This window comes from Mycobacteroides immunogenum (assembly GCF_001605725.1).
In the GTDB taxonomy this organism is placed as follows: Bacteria; Actinomycetota; Actinomycetes; order Mycobacteriales; family Mycobacteriaceae; genus Mycobacterium; species Mycobacterium immunogenum.
In genome coordinates this window covers 4,446,472-4,460,184 of the sequence record NZ_CP011530.1, presented here as the reverse complement: position 1 = coordinate 4,460,184, position 13,713 = coordinate 4,446,472, and the positions used below count along the sequence as shown (strand labels likewise).

Annotated in this window: 17 protein-coding genes and 3 tRNA genes; 16 read left to right on the top strand and 4 right to left on the bottom strand. The window is 64.2% G+C overall.

What is annotated here, in order from left to right; genetic code table 11:
- The first annotated feature begins 47 nt into the window (after positions 1-47).
- The 12 genes from ABG82_RS22090 (at position 48) to rplA (ending at position 6,351) form a co-directional block, all read left to right on the top strand.
- A complete protein-coding gene (locus ABG82_RS22090) occupies positions 48-1,607 on the top strand; it encodes a bifunctional aminoglycoside phosphotransferase/ATP-binding protein (protein WP_078343826.1) in 1,560 nt (519 codons plus the stop codon).
- 50 nt (positions 1,608-1,657) lie between these two features.
- A tRNA-Thr gene (locus tag ABG82_RS22085) sits at positions 1,658-1,730 on the top strand.
- 38 nt (positions 1,731-1,768) lie between these two features.
- Positions 1,769-1,845: transfer RNA gene (locus tag ABG82_RS22080), tRNA-Met, on the top strand.
- A gap of 39 nt (positions 1,846-1,884) precedes the next feature.
- The gene (rpmG, locus tag ABG82_RS22075; protein WP_043077053.1) at positions 1,885-2,052 is read left to right on the top strand and encodes a 50S ribosomal protein L33; all 168 of its coding nucleotides are present in this window, start codon (positions 1,885-1,887) and stop codon (positions 2,050-2,052) included.
- A gap of 86 nt (positions 2,053-2,138) precedes the next feature.
- The gene (gene hadA, locus ABG82_RS22070) at positions 2,139-2,609 is read left to right on the top strand and encodes a (3R)-hydroxyacyl-ACP dehydratase subunit HadA (RefSeq protein WP_043077054.1); all 471 of its coding nucleotides are present in this window, start codon (positions 2,139-2,141) and stop codon (positions 2,607-2,609) included.
- The gene (gene hadB, locus ABG82_RS22065; RefSeq protein WP_043077055.1) at positions 2,609-3,040 is read left to right on the top strand and encodes a (3R)-hydroxyacyl-ACP dehydratase subunit HadB; all 432 of its coding nucleotides are present in this window, start codon (positions 2,609-2,611) and stop codon (positions 3,038-3,040) included. The genes hadA and hadB overlap by 1 nt, the downstream gene beginning before the upstream one ends.
- A 2-nt stretch (positions 3,041-3,042) precedes the next feature.
- A complete protein-coding gene (locus ABG82_RS22060; RefSeq protein ID WP_043077056.1) occupies positions 3,043-3,513 on the top strand; it encodes an FAS1-like dehydratase domain-containing protein in 471 nt (156 codons plus the stop codon).
- A 170-nt stretch (positions 3,514-3,683) separates the two neighbouring features.
- Positions 3,684-3,756: transfer RNA gene (locus tag ABG82_RS22055), tRNA-Trp, on the top strand.
- 47 nt (positions 3,757-3,803) lie between these two features.
- On the top strand, positions 3,804-4,223 hold the full coding sequence (secE, locus tag ABG82_RS22050) for a preprotein translocase subunit SecE (protein WP_043077057.1): 420 nt from the start codon (positions 3,804-3,806) through the stop codon (positions 4,221-4,223).
- A gap of 38 nt (positions 4,224-4,261) precedes the next feature.
- Positions 4,262-5,062 (top strand): transcription termination/antitermination protein NusG, encoded by an 801-nt coding sequence (gene nusG, locus ABG82_RS22045; RefSeq protein WP_043077058.1) that lies wholly within the window; start codon positions 4,262-4,264, stop codon positions 5,060-5,062.
- Between the two features lie 82 nt (positions 5,063-5,144).
- Positions 5,145-5,576 carry a 50S ribosomal protein L11 gene (gene rplK / locus ABG82_RS22040; RefSeq protein WP_043077059.1) on the top strand — a complete coding sequence of 144 codons (432 nt, stop codon included), beginning with the start codon at positions 5,145-5,147 and terminating at the stop codon, positions 5,574-5,576.
- A 67-nt stretch (positions 5,577-5,643) separates the two neighbouring features.
- Positions 5,644-6,351, top strand: coding sequence for a 50S ribosomal protein L1 (rplA, locus tag ABG82_RS22035; protein ID WP_043077060.1), 708 nt, complete (start codon positions 5,644-5,646; stop codon positions 6,349-6,351).
- Between the two features lie 71 nt (positions 6,352-6,422).
- Here the strand turns inward: rplA and ABG82_RS28350 are convergent, their stop codons facing one another.
- Positions 6,423-6,560 (bottom strand): hypothetical protein, encoded by a 138-nt coding sequence (locus ABG82_RS28350; protein ID WP_155772776.1) that lies wholly within the window; start codon positions 6,558-6,560, stop codon positions 6,423-6,425.
- On the opposite strand from ABG82_RS28350, the gene ABG82_RS22030 reads away from it, so the two are divergent.
- Positions 6,559-7,209 (top strand): response regulator transcription factor, encoded by a 651-nt coding sequence (locus tag ABG82_RS22030; RefSeq protein ID WP_043077061.1) that lies wholly within the window; start codon positions 6,559-6,561, stop codon positions 7,207-7,209. The genes ABG82_RS28350 and ABG82_RS22030 overlap by 2 nt on opposite strands.
- A 44-nt stretch (positions 7,210-7,253) precedes the next feature.
- Positions 7,254-8,957, top strand: a complete 1,704-nt coding sequence (locus tag ABG82_RS22025) for a sensor histidine kinase (RefSeq protein ID WP_043077062.1) — start codon at positions 7,254-7,256, stop codon at positions 8,955-8,957.
- A gap of 21 nt (positions 8,958-8,978) precedes the next feature.
- Here ABG82_RS22025 and ABG82_RS22020 read toward each other — a convergent pair whose 3' ends face one another.
- Entirely contained in the window at positions 8,979-9,974 is a 996-nt protein-coding gene (locus ABG82_RS22020; RefSeq protein ID WP_078343827.1) for a LysR family transcriptional regulator, read from the bottom strand.
- 323 nt (positions 9,975-10,297) lie between these two features.
- On the opposite strand from ABG82_RS22020, the gene ABG82_RS22015 reads away from it, so the two are divergent.
- Together ABG82_RS22015 and ABG82_RS22010 are read left to right on the top strand one after the other, a co-directional pair.
- On the top strand, positions 10,298-10,699 hold the full coding sequence (locus ABG82_RS22015; RefSeq protein ID WP_052510955.1) for a hypothetical protein: 402 nt from the start codon (positions 10,298-10,300) through the stop codon (positions 10,697-10,699).
- Between the two features lie 11 nt (positions 10,700-10,710).
- A complete protein-coding gene (locus ABG82_RS22010; protein ID WP_157847524.1) occupies positions 10,711-11,700 on the top strand; it encodes an alpha/beta fold hydrolase in 990 nt (329 codons plus the stop codon).
- A gap of 4 nt (positions 11,701-11,704) precedes the next feature.
- Here ABG82_RS22010 and ABG82_RS22005 read toward each other — a convergent pair whose 3' ends face one another.
- Positions 11,705-12,928: an RNA polymerase sigma factor gene (locus ABG82_RS22005; protein WP_043077064.1), complete on the bottom strand. Its 1,224-nt coding sequence runs from the start codon at positions 12,926-12,928 to the stop codon at positions 11,705-11,707.
- A gap of 6 nt (positions 12,929-12,934) precedes the next feature.
- A complete protein-coding gene (locus tag ABG82_RS22000; protein WP_043077065.1) occupies positions 12,935-13,633 on the bottom strand; it encodes a YciI family protein in 699 nt (232 codons plus the stop codon).
- Positions 13,634-13,713 lie beyond the last annotated feature (80 nt).

Below are 13,713 nucleotides of genomic sequence, written 5' to 3'. Positions count from 1 at the left end.
CCCGGGTGGGCCGAACTGGTGACTTCCGGCCCACGAATTGGGGGCCCATGGCCGGATGTCCGCGGCGTGCGTCCGGCAACGATGAGGTCATGCGCTCACTACGGTCGACCATAAGCCCTACCTCCGTTGGTGCCGAGATACGCGAAACGCACACGGGCATTGTGATTTTGGTCGGAGGGATGGCCTACAAGATCAAGAAGCCCGTCGTCACGAACTGCCTGGACTTCAGCACACCCGAGCTTCGTGAGAGAGCCTGCGCCCGCGAGGTGGCGCTCAACAGCCGCATCTCGCACGACAGCTATATCGGCGTATCGCATCTCACCGCCCCCGATGGCGGGTCGGGTGAGCCGGTCGTGGTGATGCGGCGTTACCCGGATACCGCGCGGCTGTCGGCGATGGCCAAGGCCAAGCGGGTCACCAAGGCGCACCTGGACGCGATCGCCGAGGTGCTGGCGGGATTTCACAAACGTGCCGATCGCAGTCCGTCGATCGACGAGGCCGGATCCCTGGACACCATCGTCGACCGGTGGGACGACACCTTGGCCACCCTGGAGAAATACGCGGGAACAGTGCTCGCGGCCGACGATGTGCGCCTGATCCGCACGCTCGCCACCCAGTTCATCTCAGGTCGCGCGGTGCTTTTCGCGCAGCGCGTGGCCGATGGGAGAATCATTGACGGGCACGGAGATCTGCTGGCCAGCGACATCTTTTGCCTGCCCAACGGTCCGGTGCTGCTCGACTGCCTGGAGTTCGACGACCAGCTACGTCACGTGGACGGGCTCGACGACGCGGCCTTCCTGGCGATGGATCTGGAGTTTCTGGGGCGCCCGGACCTGGGCGAGTACTTCATGAATCGCTATGTGGAGTTGTCCGCCGACACCGCGCCGGAACCCTTGCGGCACTTTTACATCGCGTATCGCGCGTTGGTGCGGGCCAAGGTGGACTGCAGCCGGTTCACCCAGGGGCAGCGGTCGGCCCTGGGGCGGGCCACCAAGCATGTGGCGATGGCGTTGAGTCATCTGGGGGCGGCCACGGTACGGCTGGTTCTCGTCGGTGGCGGCCCGGGCGCCGGTAAGAGCACATTGGCCCGCCGGATATCGGAAGATATTGGTGCTCAGGTAATTTCGACAGACGAAGTACGTCACCAGCTACACCGGCTCGGCGTCATATCCGGCGGAAAGGGTGTGCTGGACGGCGGGCTGTACACCGCGGAGAACGTGAACGCGGTCTATGACGCGGTACTGAGGCGCGCGCGGCTGTCGCTGGCCAGCGGTCACACCGTGATCCTGGACGGGACATGGCGCAGCCCGCGGCACCGGCTGCGTGCGCATCAGCTTGCCTATGAGGCGGGTGCGCCGATGGTGGAATTTCTGTGCATGGCGCCGCTGGTCACCGCGCAGCATCGAGTCGCCACCCGTCATGACGGAATCTCGGATGCTGCCGGTGACATCGCCGCCGCACTGGGCGCCGAGTTCGTGAGTCCGGACCGGGGGTGGGGTGAGGCTCACGTGATCGATACCCGCCAGCCGCTGGACCGGTCCACCGCGGAGGCCGAGGAATTATGCAGGCAGGCGCTGTACGCACCGGTGCCCTGCCGCCTCCGATAAGCCGTTTTGGTTCCACAGACGTCAGCGGGTACCCTCGTGAGGGCTTTAATGCCCCCTTAGCTCAGTCGGCAGAGCGTTTCCATGGTAAGGAAAAGGTCAACGGTTCGATTCCGTTAGGGGGCTCGGTAGACGGCAGGCGGAAACGCCGGCCCTGTCTGCGGGGCGGTGTAGCTCAGCTGGTTAGAGCGCACGACTCATAATCGTGAGGTCGGGAGATCGAGCCTCCCCACCGCTACCACCCGAACATAGAGACAACGAACGAAAGAGGGCAACTGCAGTGGCCTCCAGCACCGACGTCCGGCCCAAGATCACCTTGGCATGTGAGACGTGCAAGCACCGTAACTACATCACCAAGAAGAACCGGCGTAACGACCCAGACCGGCTGGAACTGAAGAAGTTCTGCCCGAACTGCGGATCGCACCAGCCGCACAAGGAATCCCGCTAGCCAATAGGCACTTGGGTCGTCGCGAGGCGACACGAGTAGGCAAGCCTTACTTGGTACCGATCAACGTCAGTAGGTAAATTCCGGCCGTGGCTTTATCGCAAGATCTCGTCGGAACGCACTACCGATACCCGGACCACTATGTGGTTGGGCGAGAGAAGATTCGCGAGCACGCCGAGGCAGTCAAATGCCTTAACCAGGCTCATCACGACGAGGCCGGGGCAGCGGAGCTTGGACATGGAGCGCTGGTAGCGCCTCCGACTTTTCTGGCCGTTTTCGGGTACACGGCACAGTCGGCATTCTTTGAAGACGCGAATATCGGCATCAAGGACGAGAAGATCGTTCAGGTTGATCAGGCGTTCAAGTACTTCCGCCCGGTAAGGGCCGGAGACACGCTGTACTGCGATGTTTACGTGGACTCGATCCGCCGATCGTTCGGTACCGACATCATCGTCATCAAGAACATCATCACCAATGACAAGGGCGAGTTCGTCACGGAGTCGTACACCACTCTGGCCGGACGTGCCGAAGGCGACGGAGAAGAAGGCGGGTTCAACTGATGGCACTGCGCGAGTTCAGTTCGGTCAACGTGGGAGACCAGCTGCCGGAGAAGACGATTCAGCTCACCCGGCAGGATCTTGTCAATTACGCAGGGGTCTCCGGTGACCTCAACCCGATCCACTGGGACGACGAGACCGCCAAGCTGGTCGGCCTCGAAGACGGCGCCATCGCGCACGGCATGCTCACCATGGGTCTTGGCGGCGGCTACATCACCGATTGGGTCGGCGACCCGGCGGCGGTGACCGAGTACAACGTGCGTTTCACCAGCTTCGTCACCGTTCCCAATGACGGTGTCGGTGCCGAGATCCTGTTCACCGGCCGCGTCAAGTCGGTTGATGCCGATGCCAAGTCGGTGACCATCGCGCTGACCGCCACCACCAACGGCAAGAAAATCTTCGGACGAGCCGTTGCGTCTGCGACGCTGGCGTAATCATGGCGCTGAGTCTCGACGTCGTCGGAATGACGCATAAGTACTCCCAGACCTATGTGGTGGGCCGCGAGAAGATCCGCGAGTTCGCCAAGTCCATCAAATCCGAGTCGCCCGCCAGCCACGATGTCGCGGCGGCCGCGGAGCTGGGCCACAAGGGTCTTGTCGCCTCGGTTACCTTTCCGGCGGTGATGGCGCTGCTGGTGCAGAAGGAATTCTTCCGGACCTATGACGTCGGCATGGAAACCATGCAGATCGTCCAGACCGATCAAAAGTTTGTTTTCCACAAGCCGCTGGCCGAAGGGGACGAGCTGTCCTGCGACTTCGAGGTGCTCTCGCACAAGGAGTCCTTCGGGGTGGACATCGTCACCACCCGGAACGTCGTCCGCGACCAGCACGGTGAGGTTGTACTCGAGGCATTCACCACGCTGATGGGCCGTGATTCGGACCGAATGGCCGATATCAAGCTGATCTGAGCAACGGCGCCCGCTGGTCTGCACCTAGATCGGTGGGCAATTTCAGTCTGGAGCTGGCCTCGGGGTACACTCGAGATTCGGGGTTTTCCCACCACAACGCGCCTGTCGGCTACTCGGGAGGCGCGTGTGTTGTGTGAGGCCCCCGGCCACCGGGCTGGCGTGCCAGCCTTAGGGGTGTAGCTCAACTGGCAGAGCAGCGGTCTCCAAAACCGCAGGTTGCAGGTTCAAGTCCTGTCACCCCTGCAACACCCTGGAGTAAGCACTAGGGAAACAGAGAGGTACGGAAGGGAATGAGCGACGAGCTAGACGAGCCCGACACCGGCACTGCCGAGAGCGACCGGGCCGTCACCTCGACCAAGCCGCTTCGCCCGACGGGTAAGCGGACCCGCCGTGCTGACGCCTCGACCGTGGCTACGGAACTCACCGAATCCGGTGCGTCCGAGACCGGTGAGGTGAAGAAGAAGGCTGGGAAGAAGAGCCGTAAACCGGCCAATAAGAAGGACAAGTCGGGTCCGTCGCGTAACCCGTTCGTCCAGCTTTGGGTGTTCCTCCAGCAGGTTGTCGCTGAGCTGCGCAAGGTCATTTGGCCGAACCGCAAGCAGATGGTCAGCTACACCTCGGTGGTGCTGGTCTTCCTGGTGTTCATGGTCACCCTGATCGGTGTGATTGACCTGGGCTTGGCCCGGCTGATCATGCTGGTGTTCGGGTAGTAGACCGACGAGACGCAAGAAACAAGAGAGGACAAACGGTGACGACCTTCGACGGCGACGCTGCGAGCGAGCCAGAAGACACCGCTGATACGGCTGCGTCGGTTGACGTAATCGACGAGTCCGACAGCGCTGCGCCTGAGTCGACTGAGTCGACTGAGTCGTCTTCGGAAGAGCCGGGCGCCGAGGTAGAGACTGACGAGGATGCCGACCCTGCCGCCACGCTGAAGGCTCAGCTGCGTCGCGAGCCCGGCGAGTGGTATGTCATTCACTCGTACGCCGGATACGAGAACAAGGTCAAGGCCAACCTGCAGACCCGTGTGCAGAACCTGGACGTGGGCGATTACATCTTCCAGATCGAGGTGCCCACCGAAGAGGTCACCGAGATCAAGAACGGTCAGCGCAAGCAGGTCAACCGCAAGGTGCTGCCCGGCTACATCCTGGTCCGGATGGAACTGAACGACGAGTCCTGGGGCGCGGTGCGCAACACCCCGGGCGTCACCGGGTTTGTCGGCGCGACCTCGCGTCCGTCGCCGCTGTCGCTCGATGATGTGGTGAAGTTCCTGCTCCCGCAGACCCCCGCCAAGAAGCCGGCCAAGGGCGGAACCGCCACGGACACCGCGACGGCGTCGTCCGCCGAAGCCGGTGCCCTGGAGCGCCCGGCCATCGAGGTGGACTTCGAGGTCGGCGAGTCGGTCACCGTCACCGACGGTCCGTTCGCGACGCTGCCCGCCAGCATCAGCGAGGTCAACGCCGAACAGCAGCGCCTCAAGGTGCTGGTGTCCATCTTCGGTCGCGAGACCCCGGTCGAGCTCAACTTCACCCAGGTGGAGAAGCTCTAACAAGACTTCGGACCGTGTCGCGGTCCGCAGAACTCCGGTCGAATAACGGCCGGAACACGGAAGGAAAGTAAGGAAACACCCAATGGCCCCGAAGAAGAAAAAGGTCGTCGGGCTGATCAAGCTTCAGATCAAGGCCGGCGAAGCCAACCCCGCGCCTCCGGTCGGTCCCGCGCTCGGTCAGCACGGCGTCAACATCATGGAGTTCTGCAAGGCGTACAACGCCGCGACGGAGTCGCAGCGCGGAAACGTCATCCCCGTGGAGATCAGTGTCTACGAGGACCGCAGCTTCACCTTCGCACTCAAGACCCCTCCCGCCGCCAAGCTGCTGTTGAAGGCCGCCGGTGTGCCCAAGGGTTCCGGTGAGCCGCACAAGACCAAGGTCGCCAAGGTGAGCTGGGATCAGGTGCGCGAGATCGCAGAGACGAAGAAGGAAGACCTCAACGCGAACGACATCGACGCCGCCGCCAAGATCATTGCCGGCACCGCGCGTTCGATGGGCATCACCGTCGAATAGCTGAACACCCAGTGGTAAGGCCCGCTTCGGCCTGTACGACCACGACCCAACAATTGATTGGATACCAATGAGCAAGAACAGCAAGGCATATCGCGAGGCCGCCGAAAAGGTGGACCGCGAGAAGCTGTACAGCCCTCTGGAGGCCACCAAGCTGGCCAAGGAGACCTCGTCGAAGAAGTACGACGCCACTGTTGAGGTCGCGATGCGCCTCGGTGTCGACCCCCGTAAGGCTGACCAGATGGTCCGCGGCACCGTGAACCTTCCGCACGGTACCGGTAAGACCGCTCGCGTCATCGTCTTCGCGGTGGGCGACAAGGCCGAAGCGGCCACGGCCGCCGGCGCCGATGTTGTCGGTAGTGACGACCTGATCGAGAAGATCCAGGGCGGGTGGCTGGAGTTCGACGCCGCCATCGCCACCCCGGATCAGATGGCCAAGGTCGGCCGCATCGCCCGTGTCCTGGGCCCGCGCGGTCTGATGCCGAACCCCAAGACCGGCACCGTGACCCCCGACGTGGCCAAGGCCGTCACCGACATCAAGGGCGGAAAGATCAACTTCCGCGTCGACAAGCACTCCAACCTTCACCTGATCATCGGCAAGGCGTCGTTCGACGCCGAGAAGCTGACGGAGAACTACGGAGCGGTGCTCGACGAGATCCTGCGTGCCAAGCCGTCCTCGGCCAAGGGACGCTACCTGAAGAAGGTCGTCGTCAGCACCACCACCGGCCCGGGCATCCAGGTCGACCCGGGCGTGACCCGGAACTTCCTGGAGGCCTAAGAGCCTTCGTACGTACAACGCAAAAGCCCCCATCTTCGAAGATGGGGGCTTTTGCGGTTTTCGCGGCGGTTCTAGGGACCAAAGACCGTAGCTGCCACGATCCTTCCCGGCTTACCGTGGAACCAGCGGGGTACGACGGGAAGGAATGCCATGTCGGTGCGTTCTGCCGGTGCCACACTGGGGGCGGCAGGTGGAAGGGAAACGGGCATGATCACAGTGTTCCTGGTCGATGACCACGAGGTAGTCCGGCGCGGTCTGGCCGATCTACTGGAAGAGGAAGAGGATTTCTCGGTGATCGGGCAGGCGTCCTCGGTCGCCGAGGCGATGGCGCGTATCCCTGCGCTGCAACCCGATATCGCGGTGCTGGATATTCGGCTGCCCGACGGCAACGGGGTTGAGCTATGCCGTGAACTGCGTTCCAAGCTGCCGAACCTCAACTGTCTGATGCTCACATCATTCACCGACGAACACGCCATGCTCGACGCGATCATGGCCGGTGCCGGTGGCTATGTGATCAAGGACATCAAGGGCATGGAGCTCATCTCCGCGGTCCGCACCGTCGGGGCGGGGCGCTCACTGCTGGATAACCGGGCGGCAGCGGCGTTGATGAACAAACTGCGTGCCGCGGCAGACAATCCGTCGCCGTTGGCCGGACTGACCGCCCAGGAACGCACACTGCTGGAGCTGATCGGGGAGGGGCTGACCAACCGTCAGATTGCGGAGCGAATGTTCTTGGCGGAGAAGACAGTCAAGAACTACGTCTCGCGGCTGCTCACCAAACTGGATCTCGAGCGCCGCACCCAGGTTGCCGTGCTGGCCACCAAACTCGCGCGCGAGAATCAGGGACTGCACGGCTGACGGGTTGGTGTACGCCCCAGGGCGCGGTGTGCGAAAGTTGAATTGTGGTCGAGGACGTTGGTGCGCAACCCAATCGGGTGACAGCCGAGCTGGCTCATTTGCAGTTGCGTGAGCTACTCGCGGAGGTGCAGGGCCGGATCGAGCAGATTGTCGACGGCACCCGTGGGCGGATGGATGCCCTGCTGGACGCCGTCATGGCGGTCAGCTCCGGACTGGAACTGGATGCGACCCTGCGCGAGATCGTCTGTGCGGCATCGGAGCTCGTGAGTGCTCGATACGGTGCGCTGGGCGTGGTGGGATCGGACGAGAAGCTGGCGGAGTTCGTCTACGAGGGCATCGACGAGGCCACCCGTGACATGATCGGCCCGCTGCCCACCGGCCACGGTGTACTCGGCGTGGTGATCGACGAGGCCAAGCCGCTGCGGCTGCGGGATATCGCTGCGCACCCGGCGTCGGTCGGATTCCCCGCGAATCACCCGCCCATGCGGACGTTTCTGGGTGTGCCCGTGCAGGTGCGCGGCGAGGTGTTCGGTCGCCTGTACCTCACCGAGAAGCTCGACGGTGGGGAATTCACCGAGGACGACGAGGTGGTGGTGCGGGCGCTGGCGGGTGCGGCCGGTATCGCGGTGGAGAACGCCCGCCTGTATCAGCATGCGCGCCGCCGTGAGCAATGGCAGCGCGCCACCGCCGATATCACCGCCGAACTGCTCGGGGGCGTTGACCCGGGTAAGGCGCTACACCTGGTGGCGTCGAGTGCGGCGCTGCTGGCGGAGGCGGACTTCGCGTTCATCGCGCTGCCCGCCGGCGATGAGGAGGACACCGCCGAGCTGGTGGTGGCGGTGTGCGAGGGCAAGGGCGCGGACGTGCTCGCCGACAAACTGATCCCCATCGATGGCTCAACTTCGGGAAGCACTTTCGTCGATCACGAGCCCCGGAATGTGGGGCGGCTCGCGGTGAATCTGGCCGAGGGAACGGACCTGGCTTTTGGGCCTGCCCTGGTGCTGCCGCTCGGGGGCGGGGAGTCGACGGCAGGTGTGCTGATCCTGCTTCGGACCGTCGGCGCGGTCGCGTTCGACGAGGAGCAGCTCGATATGGCGGCTTCTTTCGCGGGGCAGGCGGCGTTGGCGCTGGAGCAGGCCGAGGTCCGTTTGGCCAAACACGAATTGGATGTGCTGGCCGATCGTGATCGCATTGCCCGCGACCTACACGACCACGTCATTCAGCGGCTGTTCGCCGTGGGGCTGGCGATGCAGAGCACCCACCGCCGGTCGGCGGACCCGATGGTGGCGGCCCGGCTCGCCGATCACATCGACCAGCTGCACGAGGTGATCCAGGAGATCCGGACCGCCATCTTCGATTTGCACACCAACGACGAATCCCTGCGTGCCACATTGCGATCCACCATCAACGAGCTCACCGCCGAGACAGGGCTGCGGGTGTCCGTGCGGATGAGCGGGCCCCTGGATGTGGTGCCTGCCAGCACCTCGGGCGACGCGGAGGCGGTGGTGCGCGAGGCCGTGAGCAATGTGGTCCGGCATGCCCGCGCCAGAGAATTGTCGGTGACGGTGTCGGTGGACGACGAATTGGTCATCGAGGTCGTCGACGACGGTATCGGCATACCGGAAGTGGTGGCGCGCAGCGGATTGAGCGGTCTCGCGAACCGGGCCGCCGAGTCGGGCGGCACGTTCAGTGTCTCGGCGATGGACACCGGAGGCACCCGGCTGGTGTGGTCGGCTCCACTGCCGTAGGGCTTCGGCCGGCGCCGGTGTCTACGCGGAGTCGGCTCGCTGCTGGGCGGCGGGTCTGCGCAAGAGGGCGACGGCGGTATCGATGATTTCGCGGACCTCGTGGTCTTGTTCGGCGAGCTGTGCCTGCCACACCAAGCAGGTGACCAGGGTGAGGTCCAGATCATTGATCGGTACGCAGATGTCCTCGGCGAGGTTGTACATCCGGGCGCCACTGACGGGGGCAAGCGGTGCGATGGCGAATCCGTCGCCCACGCTGATGACGTCGGCAGCACCCACATAGTCGCCGGGGTCGACGTTTTGCCGCCGGGGCACACCCGCGGATTCCAGGGCGCTATCCACCTGCTGGCGGTATTCGGTATCGGTGTCCCGCCGGGCGGTCACGTAGTTCAAAGTGGCGAGTTCGGAGATCGATATCGATGATCTGGTTCCGTACTTGTTTTTGGAAAGCACTGCGCCCAAAGGTTCTTCGTGCACCACGGTTCTGACCAACCCCACCGAATCGAACGGTGGACGGGCCAGCCCGAAGGCGATCTCGCCGCGCTGCAGCGCCGCGATGATGTCCGCACTGCCGCGTGGCCACTTACTCAAGGTGAAGCGGCTCGCGTGCACCTTCTCTAGATCTGCCATGGCCGCACGCAGGTCGGGGTGCAGCCAGGGCGGTGCGCCGTAAGCGATGGGCCGGGTCGATGTGGACGGTTCCGGAGACACGATGGACGGCAACTCATCGAACTGCGCGAGTATGCGCCGCGCGGCGGGAAGCAGCCGGGCACCCTCGGCGGTCAAGGTGACCCGACGGGTGTCGCGGAGAAACAGTTTTACGTCCAACAGCCGCTCCATGTCACGGATTCGGCGGCTAAGTGGAGGTGCGGACACATGAAGGTCGCGGGCGGCCTGCGTGAAATTCAGTGTTGTTGCCACAGCGACAAAGCACCGAAGGTCGTATACATCAAGACTCTGGAGACCCACGGCCGTATCATATCGGGCAGAACCGGAGCGATTATCGATCGGGGACGCCATTATTTCGCGGTGCGCAATACAGCGTGCCTAATTTAGCAATACTGCCGCGAAGTCCACTGAATGCGGCTCCCGTCGTCTTGCTGTCGCGACTGCTTGTGGCGCTATAGGCACTTCAGCGAATTGCCTACCGCCTCTGTGGTATTGCCGGGTGCGGTCTCGGTAGGCATGGACTTTCGCGGTGAGCGTAAATCTTGATCAGCAATCGGCCGGGTGCGGATGCCGGGTTTTCGGGGGTGTGCAAATCTTTGTATGACGGAAATGCGGAGCCGGCATTCACCGTATTTCGAATGGCGTGTAATTCCCTGAGAGCAAGGAGTCTGGCCATGAGTGCAGATCGGTTCGCGCATATCGTCGAGCGGGCCCGGGCGGCCGAGCGCAACGCCCAGGAGGCATGGAGCAAGACGGCGGACCAGCTGCAGGACGACGTCGATCGGGCAACAACGCGCCGTGAAGAGCTCGAGACCAAAGCCGATAAGGCGGCGGCCAAGGCCAGCGCCTCGTGGTCCGAATTGAGTGTCAGCTGGAAGGCTCAGATCGTGAAGATCAAGACCGCCCTTGGCCAGAAGGAACGCAATATCGATGCGAAGTTGGCGGCGCGGGAGGCCGATGCCGCCGAATCCGATGCGGCCTACGCCGTGGACATCGCGATCTCGGCCATCGAAGAGGCGGAAGACACGGTGCTCTACGCGATTTACGCCCGCAGGTACGCCGAAGAAATCGCCTGAGGTGGATGATCATGACTGAGAACCTGTCCGCGATCGACACGAACCTCGTTGGTGGGCCAGCCTTTTCCACGTTCACCTCCGGGGTGGATGAGATGGTGATCTGGTACCGCACGTGGCAGCCGCCATGCGGCATCGAGCCGCGCGCCGCCGTCCAGATCACCCATGGCATTGCCGAATACAGCGCCCGATACGACCGGCTCGCACGGTTCCTGGCCGCACGCGGGTGCGTGGTGTACGCCCTGGACCTGCGCGGGCATGGCCAGACGGCCGGTGCTGGGGGATTGGGGCTGCTCGGGGTGACGGCCTGGGACGATATGACCGCCGACATCAAGCAGCTCGCCGATATCGCGCGTGCCGACAATCCCGGGCTGCCCGTGATCGCGTTTGGGCACAGCATGGGGTCGGCATTGACGCAGTCCCATATCGAGAATCACGGCGACCTGCTGGCGGGCGCGGTACTGTGCGGCACTCTCGGTGCGGTGCCGGGACTCACCGAAGAGGCCTATCGCGAGGCCATCGGCCGGTTGCAGACAGCGGCGACCGGCGAGGGCGCCATGGTGCCCAGTGAGTTCTTCGGCGCGCTCCTGGCCCAGTTCAACGCGCCGTTTGTGCCGGCCGGCGCCACACCCACCGGCTCGGAGTGGCAAACCTGCGATGCTGGCGAGATCCGGGCCTTCCAGTCAGATCCCCTGTGCGGCAAGCCGTTTTCCAACGCGATGACATACTCGGTCATCAAGGGATTCCACTCGTTGTGGGAACCGGGCAATGAGTCGAAGATCCCATCGGATCTGCCGATCCTCGTTGTCGCCGGGGCCGAGGACCCGGTGGGCGGCAGAACCGAGACCATCCAGGGCCTCATCACCCGATACATGGCCCAAGGTCACCGGCGCCTGGCATACCGCTTCTACCCTGGTGGGCGTCATGAAATCCTCAACGAACCGGAGAAGGATCAGGTCCACCGAGACATCGGTCACTGGCTGGACGGGGTGCTGGCGCCGTGATTTTTCACAACAGTTCTTCACATTCGGCGATACGGCGTCGCAGGAATTCCCGGCCGGGATCGGAGCCATTGGCGGACAGTGCCGTTCGATACCAGTCGATCGCCTCACCGTGACGCCCGGCGCGCCGGAGCAGATCGGCGCGAACGGTGGCCGGCAGATTGGACCTGCTCAGCCGGGGATCGTGGGCGACCTTTTCCAGGGCGGTCAATCCCGCCTCGGGGGTGTCGCGCAAACCGATGGCCAACGCCCGATTTACCAGCACCACCGGGGAATCCGTCATGGTCACCAGCCGGTCGTACGCCAGGCAGATGGCCCGCCAATCGGTGTCCTCCCAGGACGGTGCGGTGGCATGCAGCGCGGCGATGATCGCCTGCGGCAGATACGGACCGGTTGATCCGGCCGCACGCCGCAGCTGGCTCAGGCCGCGGGAAATACGCTCAGCATCCCATCGAGTCCGGTCTTGTTCCTCCAGGGGAACCAGGGCGCCGGTGCTGTCCATCCGCTCCAGTCGTCTCGAATCATGAAGCAGCACAAGTGCGGCCAGCGCATTGGCTTCCCGTTCCTGCGGCATGAGGATGGCCAGCTCTCCGGCCAGCCGCACACCCTCGTCGCAGAGTTCGTCACGAATCGCCGACGGTCCGGCCGTCGACCAGTACCCCTCGGTGAAGACCGAATAGATGCAGCTGAGTACGTGCGGTGTGCGCTCGGGCAGCAGCGCGGCCGGCGGCACCCGCAGCGGAATGTTGGCGGTACGAATCTTGGCCTTGGCGCGGGTGATCCGCTGGCCGATAGCCGCCTCGCTGTGCAGCAGTGCCCGGGCGATCTCGGCCACCGTCAGGCCCGATACCAGCCGCAGTGTGAGAGCGAGCTGCGATACCCGCTCGAGCGCGGGATGGGCGCACGTGAACATCATCCGCAGCTCGTCGTCGCGCACCGGATGCGGATCGGAGACGTCGGTGCGGGCGGTGATGTCGTCGACCACAGCGGCTAACTCCTTTCCCGGACGCAGGGTTTCGCGTCGCAGCCGGTCGCGTGCCCGATTCCGGGCGGCCGTCAACAGCCAGCCGCCGGGGTTATCGGGCACTCCGTCGCGCGGCCAGCTCCGCAGGGCATCGGCACATGCCTCCTGGACGGCGTCCTCGGCGACGGTGAGATCACCGGACCACCGGGCGATGGCGGCGACGGTGGGCCCCCACTCCCGCCGAAAGACGCCGTCCAGTTCGGTCATTCGCTACTAAAAGCCCGAGACGCCGGTGAGTTGTCGCAGCTGCACGATCGAAGCGGGTATCTGGGCGGCCAACTGGATGGCGCTGTCGCGGTCATCGGTCGCCAGTACGTAGAAGCCATTCGCGATCTCGGTTCCCTCGATGTACGGGCCGTCGGTGAGAACTGTCTCTCCGTCACGCACCCGGACCGTGGTGGCCGTCGACGGCGGATGCAGCGGTCCGGCGATCTTGATGTGCCCGCTCGCCTTCTCGCCAAACACCCCATGCCGGGCGGCCACGGCCTCCCATTCCGGGCTGCCCGGCACATACGCGCGTTCGCCCGGCTCCAGCAGCAGCGCGAGCCAACTCGTGGACCCCTGCCCGCCGAATTCCTGCGCGCAGTCGACCAGCGGCCACACCTCGACGGCTCCGCGCTTGGCCTCCGGAATATCCCGGGCCAGCGCAAGGGCGTCATCGAGGTTGTCGGCCTCCAACACGTAGTAGCCGTTCGCGATTTCGGCGCCCTCGGCGAACGGGCCGTCGGTGATGACGGGCGCATCCGGCCCACCGGTGATCCGGACGCTGTCGGCCTCGGGGTACAGGGCGTCGCCGGCGCGGATGGCCGATGCGGCCTTGGCCTGAAAGTTGAGGTAGTCCGTCAGTTCCTGCGCGGCCTCGTCGGGTGTGCGCTCCTGCTGGGGACCGATGAGTAGTGCGAGGTAATACATGGTGGAGTCCTCCGTCTGTATTCGGTGAGCGGAACTCTGCGATCCACTCTCTACCTGTCCGACGAACGGCGCACCATCGA